The 12,133-nt window shown below is 38.6% G+C and carries 12 protein-coding genes; 2 read left to right on the top strand and 10 right to left on the bottom strand.

The genetic code is table 11. From position 1 onward, the window contains the following. Position 1: 1 nt before the first annotated feature. Positions 2 to 2,983: a YobI family P-loop NTPase gene (locus QQK00_RS09780; RefSeq protein WP_284217319.1), complete on the bottom strand. Its 2,982-nt coding sequence runs from the start codon at positions 2,981 to 2,983 to the stop codon at positions 2 to 4. A gap of 367 nt (positions 2,984 to 3,350) precedes the next feature. Continuing rightward, complete coding sequence (locus QQK00_RS09775) at positions 3,351 to 3,506, bottom strand: hypothetical protein (RefSeq protein WP_284217317.1); 156 nt, start codon at positions 3,504 to 3,506, stop codon at positions 3,351 to 3,353. A 727-nt stretch (positions 3,507 to 4,233) separates the two neighbouring features. Between QQK00_RS09775 and QQK00_RS09770 the strand changes: the two genes are divergently transcribed. Then, a complete protein-coding gene (locus QQK00_RS09770; RefSeq protein ID WP_284217316.1) occupies positions 4,234 to 4,629 on the top strand; it encodes a group I intron-associated PD-(D/E)XK endonuclease in 396 nt (131 codons plus the stop codon). Between the two features lie 265 nt (positions 4,630 to 4,894). Here QQK00_RS09770 and QQK00_RS09765 read toward each other — a convergent pair whose 3' ends face one another. Together QQK00_RS09765 and QQK00_RS09760 are read right to left on the bottom strand one after the other, a co-directional pair. Next, positions 4,895 to 5,926, bottom strand: coding sequence for a haloalkane dehalogenase (locus QQK00_RS09765; RefSeq protein WP_284217315.1), 1,032 nt, complete (start codon positions 5,924 to 5,926; stop codon positions 4,895 to 4,897). Between the two features lie 477 nt (positions 5,927 to 6,403). Next, complete coding sequence (locus tag QQK00_RS09760) at positions 6,404 to 6,808, bottom strand: winged helix-turn-helix transcriptional regulator (protein ID WP_284217314.1); 405 nt, start codon at positions 6,806 to 6,808, stop codon at positions 6,404 to 6,406. 113 nt (positions 6,809 to 6,921) lie between these two features. Between QQK00_RS09760 and QQK00_RS09755 the strand changes: the two genes are divergently transcribed. Beyond that, entirely contained in the window at positions 6,922 to 7,572 is a 651-nt protein-coding gene (locus QQK00_RS09755; protein WP_284217313.1) for a glutathione S-transferase family protein, read from the top strand. Positions 7,573 to 7,677: 105 nt separating this feature from the next. Here the strand turns inward: QQK00_RS09755 and QQK00_RS09750 are convergent, their stop codons facing one another. From QQK00_RS09750 to QQK00_RS09725, 6 genes are all read right to left on the bottom strand, one after another. Then, positions 7,678 to 8,328, bottom strand: a complete 651-nt coding sequence (locus tag QQK00_RS09750) for a hypothetical protein (RefSeq protein WP_284217312.1) — start codon at positions 8,326 to 8,328, stop codon at positions 7,678 to 7,680. 157 nt (positions 8,329 to 8,485) lie between these two features. Further along, the gene (locus tag QQK00_RS09745; RefSeq protein WP_284217311.1) at positions 8,486 to 8,872 is read right to left on the bottom strand and encodes a DoxX-like family protein; all 387 of its coding nucleotides are present in this window, start codon (positions 8,870 to 8,872) and stop codon (positions 8,486 to 8,488) included. Between the two features lie 9 nt (positions 8,873 to 8,881). Further along, positions 8,882 to 9,355: a DUF2269 family protein gene (locus tag QQK00_RS09740; RefSeq protein ID WP_284217310.1), complete on the bottom strand. Its 474-nt coding sequence runs from the start codon at positions 9,353 to 9,355 to the stop codon at positions 8,882 to 8,884. Positions 9,356 to 9,363: 8 nt separating this feature from the next. Then, a complete protein-coding gene (locus tag QQK00_RS09735) occupies positions 9,364 to 10,479 on the bottom strand; it encodes a saccharopine dehydrogenase family protein (RefSeq protein WP_284217308.1) in 1,116 nt (371 codons plus the stop codon). Then, positions 10,476 to 11,165, bottom strand: a complete 690-nt coding sequence (locus QQK00_RS09730; protein WP_284217305.1) for a penicillin-insensitive murein endopeptidase — start codon at positions 11,163 to 11,165, stop codon at positions 10,476 to 10,478. Before QQK00_RS09730 ends, QQK00_RS09735 begins: the two co-directional genes overlap by 4 nt. Further along, positions 11,162 to 11,662: a metal-dependent hydrolase gene (locus QQK00_RS09725; protein WP_284217300.1), complete on the bottom strand. Its 501-nt coding sequence runs from the start codon at positions 11,660 to 11,662 to the stop codon at positions 11,162 to 11,164. Before QQK00_RS09725 ends, QQK00_RS09730 begins: the two co-directional genes overlap by 4 nt. Between the last annotated feature and the right edge of the window lie 471 nt (positions 11,663 to 12,133).

Below are 12,133 nucleotides of genomic sequence, written 5' to 3'. Positions count from 1 at the left end.
GCTAACAGCAGTTTTTTTCTTCTGAAATTTCTGAAGGAAAGTTTGTCCAGTCACCTCCTATTTTGGTGTTAAGTTGTATATAAGACTCATCGTTGATATTCGAGTTGTTGAAAATATATTGCCGGAATTCGATTTCAAAACTGTCTAAGTTGTAATCTAAAGTAGCAAGCTTTTCACTATTGGCTTTGACATCTAGATAGATATCAATATTTTCATTTGCTGTTATTTTTGATTTATAACATTGGTACATCGTCTGCCATGTGGGCGAAATTTTATTGGTCCTAAGTACATGTGCCCATAGGTGCTCTGAGAGTTCTTCTAGGGATTTAAAAATATAATCTTGATGTGAAATAACATTTTTTATCAGCTCAGTTGATAGCTTATCACTGCGCAAAAGGCTTTTGATCGTATCTTTTGTCTCCTGAGTGTTGTCAGGGTTATCCAACATAACCTTTTCCACATATTCGGCTTCATTTTCACGTATGTAGATTGATAGGGCATGATGATTATTTTTCATAATCATAGAGAGAGTACTGTTGCGAGCTTCTTGCGAGTTTATCCCCTTTCGTCCTAAAATATACAATATGTTATTTAGATTTATCTCGTATAATGACTCTTCTATTGTGAAATTTATCAAGTCACTATTGGTATCCACGGATGTTAAATTTGATATTTTAACCTGAAGTGATTTTAACAATTCGTAGCTATTTGAACTGGGCGCAGGTGATTCACTATTTGAAAATATAGCCGCTGTTGACCTTTCAATATGCTTGATTAAATACTTTAATCCCTCCTGCTCTTTTATTGTTAGGTAGTCGACACAATCCAAGAGTTTAGATATCTCGAAGTCAGAATTATTCGAGAACAAGCAGGTTTTCAAGTAGTCTGGCCAGTGCTCAATTAGTACTTCGAAAAACCTTTTATGATTTGGTTTATTAAGTAAGTATTGCAACATAAATGATTCACCATACGCACTCTCGTAGTACTCTACCAAACAGCTTAAGACAAGATCCAAATATTTTAAATCGACATTGTCGTATCCAAGCAGGTATTCAAATAAATCTAAGTTCAGAATATATTTATCGCTGAAATCACTTAGTTGAAGCCTGTCACACACTTCCTTAGGGTTATCTAAAGGCATATCAATTTCCGGTGTTAAGCGGCCTTTAAGCGTTGTAAAGAATCTGCGATCGTTAGCGCTCCAATTATCATCTTCTCTGAAAATCGATGTATACAAGTAATAATGTTCGCCCAAGTAGCCGCTGAACAAGAGAAAGCGGAATAATCCTAAGTCCTCTTGAAACAGCTTAGTATTTAACTTTTCGTTTTGGATACAGCTATCAATCAGTTGAGGGTTGTTTTTCAGTAAATGGTGTAAAGGAAGCCCTTCTGCTTGAATTATTTCCTTTTCCAGTATTATAATTTTTCTCTGCAATAACGTTTTTTGCTCCGCCGTACGGTCATTGATTTGCTTAAGTCGTTCTTCAAATGAATATTCCGGATCAATTTCTTTTTCAATATCATTAAATGATTTGCCGGTAGACCAGCCAGGTTGGCGGTTAGGGGAGTCGGTAGTATAAATTGTACTGACGGATTTCAGTGGTTCCAGATCTTTAGCTAGTTTCATTCCAGAGAAAGTTATATGTTTTCCTTCAACGTGCACAGCAATAGAGGGCTGTATAGCGCTTTTAATTATCGTTCCTACGAATGCGGATACGAGTTCTTTTTCAGATCTTGCATTGCTTAAATTGGCTGCGATAATTCTATTTTTTATTATTTGAACTTTTTCACGTAGAGATTCTTTTTTTCTTTGAATCAAGGCATTTTGTTGATTTACAATATTAAATAATACACCTTGCGAATCATGGAGTGCTTCAAAGTCAATCCCGTAGACATTTTTATATATCATTGTGGCGAGCAAGGAATTAACATTGAGGTTTTGGTCGTTAATTTCTTCAAGGTAAATCAAGAACTCATTAAATATGTTGTTGAGCAATCTTGCATCATTAAGAAATTCAGACACATCACGAATAAAAGAAGTATCTAATTTTTGCTCTAAACCAGGTATTGCTATCACTCTCTTTTTAATTAAATCGGAGGAGTTAGACAATCCTATTATGGGTATTACAGGGATGATGAATTCAAAGAACTTTGTTCGCTCTCTTTCGCTAAACATGGAATCTTTTAGCGCGTATAAAAACTGTATTTGTCGTTTTGAATTTATATCTTCATTTTGATTGATTAAGGTATTTAACTCACGAAGCTTTATAAATATGGAAGGGGAGTTAAACCTGTCAATATCTTCGAATACAACCAAGTTATAATTGGTTTGCTCAAAGAAGTATAAGATTTCATCTAGATATTTATTGAGAATAGAGCTTTCATCTTCACTTTTTTCGAGTTCCAAGTTTTTCAAGGATATTTTCTTTAGCGGGATGCCAAAAAATGCCTTATAAATAGACTCGATCAAGCCTCTCGTACCTAATACGACACTTAAGATTAATAAAAAGGCCATCCAGAACTCCGTTGTCCACATAGGCAAGCTAAATATCTCTTTCCAGTGGCTAAAAGCTATTAATAGGCCTAAAAGCCAAAGAAAGACCAACCAAGCGACAATTGTTGGCTGTTTGGGTGTCCGTATTCTTTTAAAGCGTGAAGACTGAAGCTTATCTGACGAGGAGCTGTATATCATTTGTTGAAGAATGCTCAGTTCGATCTGAGCATCGCTGGGCTCCGTTTCTGACTCAAAAGATGCGAGAGAAATCTCTAAAGTTGTATTCGCATGGCTACTTTCTCTTTCTTCGGTTATTCCTCTCAGGATACTGCTTTTCCCGGAACCGTAAGGGCCAGTTAGTGCTATGTTATTTATTCCTTTTTGACCGATACAAAAATCAAAAGCTTTTTGATAAATACTATCTTTGAGGTTACGGGATACCGGCGCTAGGTCAATAAATAAGTTTTTGCTTTTATTTTTCTCTTCCATGAAACCCTCATGACAAAAATATTATATTGTGACTCGACGTTAGCGAATCATTGTTGAGGTGAATGGCAGTGTTCTAATTCGGTATGAGAATAAGTCCCCAACAACAAGCAATATATAATAGGTAAAGAGTTGCGACATTATCTCCACTACAGATTTTCCTCGTCGTGCTTAAAGCGCGTTATTTAGGGCGATACCTAAGCAAAAGCATGTTTTACTAAGATTGTAATCTTTTAGGCTTGGCATACCCTCTCAATTTACCCCTTAACGGAAAGGTGAGCCCAAACTCAGCAGAGTCTTTGCTCGTGGAATAATTGTGACGGTCGCCGATACTAAATTCCATGTCATTCTATTTGTGGACCATACCTAGTTAGTAATGGCCTAAAAAGTTATCGATGTCTGGGTTGCCTTCTCCATTATCGAATATTTGCATTGCGGATGCTTCAACAATGTTTTCTGCATGGGAAATTGAAGTAGCTAATGTAAAGACTAACGTACCACGAAGAATAGAGTATCGTTTCTGCATAATGTTAGTTCTTTGATATAGATCTACTTTTTAAAATTATCCTATAACAATATGTATCTGATGTAGAGAAGATTTTTTATGCTGAAGCATTTACTGTTAACTATTAGTATCAATAGCAGGCCAGTACTTCAAGGTAATGTATGATAGAAAGCGTCTATAAAACGCCCTGTTTTTTTTAAAAAATAGGTTATTCTTTGTTTTCTTTAGTGCATTAATGGTAATTATTGCCCTTGCCGTACTGCAAGATTACTTGCATAGCAAAAAGCAATAACCAATAACCAATAACCAATAACCAATAACCAATAACCAATAACCAATAACCAATAGTAACCGTGCAGCCAACACACCTTTAAATGGTTGCCAGTTCAGGCATGCTAGTCAGCAGTAACTAGTCTATAACAAGGTCTAATCGTTGACACTGATGGCTGTTTAGTCATCGCTAGATTCTTTAGCGGCGTATGTTCCTTTTTTATTTATAGTTAGTTGCCATCATGATTTTATATTGTTATTTTAAGCACAAGCTTTGTCACAGGCAAATATGTCTGATAATAGTATTAACGCGTGTAATTCAGTAAGAGGAAGCGTGAGGCTGGCAGCCTTTCTATTAGGTATGATCTGCAAAGGATATACGGTGATAATTAATTGGGAGTAATTCTTTAAGGATACTCTGTTCGCAAACAGACAGCCATTATCTGGCGTGCGACATCAATTATTTATTGGATACACTATGCCTATAAAAAACTCATGTCCCAAAACCGAATCTCTTAAACATTACAAAAACCTATCTTATGAAACCTTAGCGGCAAGTTGGTTGTTAAATGATGGATGGGATGTCTTTATTCCTATGATAGATCACGGCCTTAAAACAGATTTTGTAATCTCGGATAGCGAAACGTTTTATCGGATTCAAGTGAAAACGACAGGTTCTCATGACGAAAACATTTTCGTTGAAAATAAATGGGGCGATGCCAACATTGATTATGTCATTTACTTCTCAAAAACTGGAAATTGGGGTTATGTCATTCGACCATTTAGGCAAAATCGAAAACGTCTAAATTCGAATAGCCATATTCGCTTTCATAAAACCCCAAAAAACTTTGTTAAAGCGTTTACACGTATTTAGTATGGTTTCTGCAAGAATTCGATGACGAATTATCAATAAATGTTATTTCAAGAAGATGACGAGGTGATCAAGATCATTAGGCCGTTACAGTGTTGCTGTGTGCGGGAAATACTGATATGCACATGGGCTTTGATGGTCTATCGGCACTCGCACAATGGCTGGTGGGCAACCCACGTCAGCGGCGTATACTCATAAAATATGTGTAGTAAAAGCTACAAATGCCCGAGCGCTATTGCTCTCGGACAAATAGAATAGGGTTAATCGGCTATAAATTGTTGTTGTCCATCCACAGCGCAATGGCAGACCCAATGCCATCTGGGTTGTGCTCTTGCATGAAGTGGCCGCCTGAACCCATATTGTAAATTGTGATGTCCTTAAGGTTTTGTCTCTGCCACTCAACAGCCCATCGTTGGACAACCCAGCCTTTATCTAAATGGAGTAATAATTTGGGGAGGTCTTTTTGAGTATGTAAGTATTGTGTGTACTTGTGAACCATATCCATGACATATTTTGGGTTTTTTCCATCGACAGGCGCATCCAAAGCAAACTGAAGCATCGGTAGGCGGCTTTTACCATTGGCGAAAGGTTCGCGATAAGCATTCAATTCATCTTCAGTCAGCCAGTCTTGTATACTTGGCAGCATCGCTTTTTCCAAAAATACATTTTCTTCGAAGATGAGCTTTTTTGCTAATTCCATGTCACCTGATTTGATTTGCCCCATGATAGGAAAGAATTGCTCAAATAATGACGGAGAATGGTTACTTAATTTGGGTTTTTCTGGAGAGAAGGGCGCTTCAGCCGGTGGCACAGGTACTAGTGCCTCCATGAATGCAATACCTTTCACATTGTCTGGATTATTTGCTGCATAGTCGAAGCCAAGCACAGACCCCCAATCATGAATAACTAAGGTCACGTCTTTGAGTTTTAGCGCATCCATAAATCCCTGAAGATACTCTGCGTGTTCTGGCACTGTATAGCCAATATCGGGCTTATCTGACTTACCAAAACCTATTAGGTCTAGGGCAATAACTCTATGCTTATCTTCTAGATGAGGAATAACATTTCGCCACAAATATGACCACGATGGCTGACCGTGCAACATCACGATAGTCGAACCGGTGCTACCAGTATCAACATAGTGCATGTTAGCACCTTTTACTTTTACGTATTTTGATGGGTAGGGAAAGTCGTGACGAGCTAATTCGACATCCTTGTCTAATTTGTTATCCATTGCATTTACTGATGGTAGAGACAAAATGATCACCCAGAATAAGCCCAATACCGCTAAATATTTCATACATCTTCCTTTTAATTAACAAAGCAATCTTAGTCAACTCAAGTACAATGAGTTGAGCTTGTTTTTGAGAAGCGCCTGTGCGCAAAGCAACAGTATGTGAAAAAGTGAAAACAATGCTGAATTTGTTCCAATATTTTTCTAAATTAAATATAAATTTTGCAGAATATCGCGATTTACGAAAGGGTAACGAGGCTACATTAATAAGCTTGAAATTTTCACGCAGCTAATACTAGTAACTAGTAGATCCTCCATTCTTCATTTATGTGGAAGTATAAAATACACCGATAGTGGTGATTATGAGTAAATGGTATGGGTAAACAAATGGCATAATCGAATATGCCCGAAACGCACATAATCCTTGATTCAGCAAACCTGGGCAAACTTATCGAGGCTAAACGTACGGCTATGAAAATGAAATTGGCGGATTGCGCATCCCTTTATATTCATCACTTGAGAGCAGCCAAGCGTTCTTTTCCCTTAATCACCAATCATTGCCAGTACTTCCTTTAAAGCTTGCTCTCTGTCAGTACGAATAGATGCTGCCCAAGCAAGCAATTCAGGGTTTTGTTCACCATGATCTGCTCCCCAGACAATCATTTCGAGCAAGATAGGTATCAATGATTTTCCCTTGTCCGTCAGGCCATAGTGAATAATTCGGCCATTCTCAGGGCATTTACGTTTTGTCAGTACACCTGACGCCACTAAATATGCCAAGCGCTTGGCTAATATGTTTGTCGAAATGCCTTCGGCAGCGTCTAAAAAGTCGCCATAGGTGCTTTTTTGATTGAACGCGATGTCTCGAACAATCATCAAGCTCCATTGGTCACCAAAAATTTCAAGCCCAAAATTTATTGGGCAGGATGAGCGTGATTTCTTTTTCATGGAAATATCATAGTTAATTAACTTGCAAAAAGAAAGTAGTTAACTTAAGCTTTAATTACTTGCTTTTTGCAAGTGGTTAACTAATGGCCTCATATATCTATAAGGAATACCCAATGAAACTCTATCTCATCAACGGTTCGCCCAATGGTAGAAAAGTACTCTCTGTTGTCCGCCATCTAGGATTAGAGCCAGAACTGATATGGCTTGATATGTTTGAAGGCGCGACGCGAGACCCTGAATATCTCAAGCTCAATCCAAATGGACAATCTCCTACATTGGTAGACGGAGAGCTTGTACTTTGGGAGTCAAATGCAATTAATACGTATCTTTGTGAAGTCGCAGCCAATCAAAGCCTTCTGCCAACAAATGCCGCTGATAAGGCTCAAGTACTGAAATGGCTATGTTGGGATCTTGCGCACTTTAACAAAGCGCTTGGCGTTATTGCCTTTCAAGCAGTGGCAAAGCCCGCGTTTGGTCTAGGCGAAAGCAATCAAGCAGTGATCGATTTTTATAAAGAAGAGTTTGATCGCTATGGCCCAGTCCTAGAGGCTCACCTTGAGAATCGCAAATTTGTTGTTGGCGATGACTGGACACTAGCAGATTATGCGCTCGCTCTTGTAGAAATGTTTCAACCAGCAATGCCTATCGATTGGCAACGTTTTCCAAATATTGTGCGTTTTTATGAGCGCATGCGAGAAAACCCTTATTGGGCATCCACTCAAGCGATTCCAGAAGAGGTAGGACGAAAACCCAGCAATTCGTAATAACTTTCCGCGAATATAGGCCTATTACAATAGTTAGGTACAACCAGCCTGGTAAGGCATGGATACACGAATTATCAATAGGCCAATATACGTTTGCTCTAAACGTTAGAACTTTGTAATGGAAAGATAATTCTCTACCTGCTTAGTCGCATTTTTACTTGGTGTCAAAATATCGGCAAGTTCTAGTGCGGAAACTATTTGTTCAAATGTTTTTTTGTCGGTATCTTTAATTTCGTCGCTATGGGTATCAATATATGACTGAAGCTGTCCAGTAACACTCGAAATATTTATGGCTTTGTTGTTTCCACTTAAATTTTCAAGTGCCTCTTTGGCTTGTTGTAAAATATCAATCAATGAGTGTTGTGGGTCATCATTTTCTAATGAAGCAGAATAGTCATTAATAAAATCGATGAATTCGTTAATGGTTGGTGAGTTAGCCGATTTAGCCTCATTTTCGCTTCCTCCCACACGGTTAATCAATCCACTAGCCTCTTCAGCAGTAACAAGACCATATTCTTCTAGTCTCGTAACAAAATCCGTCGTTATACTAAAGGACGCAAAACCTTGTGCAAAAAACTCTTCGTTCAATTTTTGAATGTTCTGAGCTCTACTTGAAATTGCTACTGAATCAGCTCCACTTTTATTGCCCGACGAGATGTTTTTTTTGTTGCTCCCATCTGATGTTTGCTCTGTCACAGCGACACCGTTTGAATGAGAAAAATCGGTATTTAGCACAGCGTTATTGATAGCAGTCATGTTTATACACGTTATTTGAATGGAAGAGTTAAAGTAACCATGCTAAATGTGTACCACTTGTATAATAAATAAACTTATAGGCGCTGTTGCTTTCTAGGCAGTTTGGATATTTAGGTAGGCCTTTTTTATTTTATATTCCTTGTGTCACGTTAAGTATTCATCCCTTGTCTTGATGCCAACTATATACAAATATAATCAGGACTAGAATTGGAAAGTTCTTGGTTACTGGTCCAAATGGATGCAACCAAAAGGCTGCATCAATAAATGTTAATAACACCATATAAAACACTATTACTGCGACTTGTATCAAACAACATAACTTGATTCTGAATGACGTTAGCAGCCACAAGCCAAGCGCGATATCCAGCGCACCACCACCAATTACAGATATATCAGCTAAAGTGCCAAATAGGCCGGCGCTAGCTAATATCTGATAGCCAATGTCAGGTGAAAAAAATAGTGATGTAAGCCCCGTAAATATCCATAACATTGCCAATGAATATATTGCTGCACGATGCAAAACTTCTTGGGTAATTGGTTTCATTAACTCTCCTTAAGCAACTGGAAATGGTTTAAATACCATTAGCCAGAAGATCGCTAAAATAGCGCTAAATGCAGGAATACCAAGTAATGTCCAAGTTCTCATTAAGGATTTGAATTCAGGTATGACGTTATTGGAATCAACGGATATTTTTGCCAATGCTCGTAATCGGTACTGAATACGAAGGACCGGTAACCAACAAATACCAATAAAAGCGAATAGGCCAATTACCCAGTAAAACCAAGGAGAGCTATAAGAATAGCCTCGTAAGTTCATCAGTAATATTCCTGTTGTTATTTGGGTGATCACTGCGGGTGTAGTAAAAAACCAATCCCCAAGGATAACGTGTTGCGCAGTAACATAGATGGCTTGGGGATTATTGGAACGATTGGCCATGAACATAAAAAAGGCAATACCGGCACCCGTGCCAGTCACCACTACCGCAGCTAATATGTGAATCAGTTTTAGGGTTAAATAATATTCCATTAGACTCCTTACAATTGCGTTTCAGAATGGATGTCTAGCACATCAAAATATGGCGCAAAATCACTTAGTTTAAATAGGCCGACACAGGGCTTAGCGCCAGCGTCCGTGGTGTTAGTTTCTAATAGTTTTTTTGCCAGAATTATCGTGGATAAAGTAGGAATATATGGCCCATTTCCGTTGGGTGCGTATAAGCGCCATTTAATGCTCTTCTCGTTGTCATTTTGGTCAATACCTTTCAGTAAAACCTCCATTGCGCCGTTGTCCGTGCCAAATGGCAAAAACAGCTTACTAGCTGTTACAATCGACTTTGCCATTGGTGCCCAGTTTTTCACGAACCCTTTTTTTGCCAAAGTAGCCATGCCCACCATTGTTTTATGCAAAATAGACAATTCTAAGCCAGCTTGAAAAGTCACTCGTTCAGTGACGCTGTACCGTTCAGGAAATAACTCCAAATCAGGTACATCAACATTAGCTAAATGCCGTTTACCAACAATCCCGCCAAAGTCATTTACGTTTGAGTCCATCCAACCAAATACATCTTGCCAGCGACCATCCTTAAAGGCATGTAGCGGGTGGCCAGTGTATGAAAGAATGGCTTCTACCGTCGCTAACCCTCGCTCTGCTTTATTGCCCGGTGCAATAGCTAAATCAATAGATGTCAATGATTTAAATTGCGCTTGATAATGCTCGACAACAGCTGAAGATAATCCGGGGACGGAGCTCGCGCCGCTAACGACCAATACTTCTTTTTCTTTGGCGTGCGTATTTAGCTTAGCAATATCACAAACAAAACGACGGTCGTCAGCTAGGTCAATGTAATGCGCATTGGCTTCAATGCAGGCCTTAGGTACACGATAATCTTGGCCTTGAAATGGCCCACTTGTATGAATAACCAAGTAAGGTGAAAGTGTTTTTAGCCGCTCCTCAAAATCAGACGCAAAAATGTCAATCGTCAAGGGTACTAGATTTGCGGCTGAATTGGCCTTTAATTGATTAATACAGGCAGTTGCCTTGTCTCGGTTTCTACCCGCAACATATATGATGATATTTTCAATCTTGGCAAGGTTTTCAACGATACGCTTGCCGAAATTTCCATATCCGCCGAGTATTAATACTTTCCTCATCTAACCAGTTCCTTGCAAGGTATATCAAAATCAACGTGGTAATGCTCATCGTGCCTTACCCATGAACGTTTTTTAGAGAACTGAATGTGCTCTTTTAAGTAACTAGCGTATTTTGTTTCAAATAACTTTGGTTGAAGTTTTGGATCGAATATAACTCGCCACAAGCCTACTCCTTGCGCACTAGCTTCTCTATGTAAAACAACGATATGAGCCGCTAGGGCAACGTAATCTATAGCATATTCTTCATATTTGTCGTTAGCGTCAAATTCGATATCATAGCCAAATTTATTTAGTGGGTGTGTCGGCAGATGAACGGATTGTCCCGCTTCATCAATGACAGGAGTCATAAAGTCAACGGATAATCCATTGCGGTGCGTTTTATGAGGCTTAAACTGCCCCCCATTTTCGAAACCTGTCTCAGCATATTTGAATATTTTACTAGGTTGTTCTATTTCTAATGATTGATATGCATTAACGATGATATTTTTTACTTGCGAGTGAACGTAGGTGCGTCCTGCAAGACGCGCAACAGTGCTGTATTCAACGTAATTCTTGCCAGAGCTAGGTAAATTGACGCCATTTTCCAACTTTCCATTCGATGTGGTTCCATAGCATATGCTTTCTTGTGCTGACGCGACGCAAGATAAGAGACTTAATGCAAGTGGTAAGTATTTTACGAAATTCATGTGTCTTTTTTAAGCTTCCAAGAGACACCAAAATAAATCGCCGTGCCAATCAAACCACTATATATGCATACTTTGTGTAACGTTGAAACAGAGATGATGCCTAAGAACAGATTGTCTTGCGTGAATGGAAAGAACGGTTCGACGTCAGCGTGCATTATACTATCGAGTAGAACGTGGCTGAAACTACCAACAAATGCACTTAGTAAAACAACGCTCCAAGTGATTGATATTGGTAGATTATTCTCGGTAATTTTGAGCAATTTTAAACCGAGTTCTGATAAATGCTTTCCGGTTAGCGCGGCAAAAATAGCAACTAATACCGCGCCTACATAAGTATGGGTAAATCCATGTAAATGTCCTTCACCCGTTATCAATACAATTAACGGTTGTATATCCATTACAATCTGGGTCCAGCCAAATACCATTAAACTGAAGCCGCCTTGCAACAGCGATTTAATCAGTATTCCTGAGCCCATATGTAGTGGTGTAAATGGCATTAGTCAGCTAACCTTATTTGAAATTCCTTCTAGCAGTACTTCATTCTGCCGCAATTATTAATAAAAACAAATATGTACTCACTATTTGCTTTATTTAAATAAACTGATTATTGTGCGCCCGCCTATTATTTAGGCAAACTGAAATCATTAACTAACTGTAAAGGAGTAAACATCATGACATTTACATCATTATCCTTTGCAGGTCTTGTCCGATAAGTAGCAGGAAGCTATTTACTCATTCCCTTTGAAGGTAAAATTTAACCGACTTTTAAATTACAAGGACATACAAGTGCTCGATATTCCAGATGAATACCAGTATATGGATGAAGAATTAATTGAAATTATTAAGCAATCAGTCAGTGCTTATTTCGGCATAATTTCCTAATAGATAATAAAAGCAAATAAGTGTGGCGAGTATTTCTCGCTTGCGCTTTCTCTGCCACCAGATCCCCTTGCCTCATTACGCGATAA

Source organism: Agaribacter marinus, assembly GCF_030160655.1.
GTDB lineage: Bacteria > Pseudomonadota > Gammaproteobacteria > Enterobacterales > Alteromonadaceae > Glaciecola > Glaciecola marina.
This window is presented reverse-complemented; position numbering and strand designations above follow the sequence as displayed.

Bases quoted from the DNA above. Each gene is read 5' to 3' on its own strand.
- QQK00_RS09750 (WP_284217312.1), bottom strand. From the start codon at position 8,328: ATGACTGCTATCAATAACGCTGTGCTAAATACCGATTTTTCTCATTCA.
- QQK00_RS09755 (WP_284217313.1), top strand. From the start codon at position 6,922: ATGAAACTCTATCTCATCAACGGTTCGCCCAATGGTAGAAAAGTACTC.
- QQK00_RS09765 (WP_284217315.1), bottom strand. From the start codon at position 5,926: ATGAAATATTTAGCGGTATTGGGCTTATTCTGGGTGATCATTTTGTCT.
- QQK00_RS09775 (WP_284217317.1), bottom strand. From the start codon at position 3,506: ATGCAGAAACGATACTCTATTCTTCGTGGTACGTTAGTCTTTACATTA.
- QQK00_RS09770 (WP_284217316.1), top strand. From the start codon at position 4,234: ATGCCTATAAAAAACTCATGTCCCAAAACCGAATCTCTTAAACATTAC.
- QQK00_RS09780 (WP_284217319.1), bottom strand. From the start codon at position 2,983: ATGGAAGAGAAAAATAAAAGCAAAAACTTATTTATTGACCTAGCGCCG.
- QQK00_RS09735 (WP_284217308.1), bottom strand. From the start codon at position 10,479: ATGAGGAAAGTATTAATACTCGGCGGATATGGAAATTTCGGCAAGCGT.
- QQK00_RS09725 (WP_284217300.1), bottom strand. From the start codon at position 11,662: ATGCCATTTACACCACTACATATGGGCTCAGGAATACTGATTAAATCG.
- QQK00_RS09740 (WP_284217310.1), bottom strand. From the start codon at position 9,355: ATGGAATATTATTTAACCCTAAAACTGATTCACATATTAGCTGCGGTA.
- QQK00_RS09730 (WP_284217305.1), bottom strand. From the start codon at position 11,165: ATGAATTTCGTAAAATACTTACCACTTGCATTAAGTCTCTTATCTTGC.
- QQK00_RS09760 (WP_284217314.1), bottom strand. From the start codon at position 6,808: ATGAAAAAGAAATCACGCTCATCCTGCCCAATAAATTTTGGGCTTGAA.
- QQK00_RS09745 (WP_284217311.1), bottom strand. From the start codon at position 8,872: ATGAAACCAATTACCCAAGAAGTTTTGCATCGTGCAGCAATATATTCA.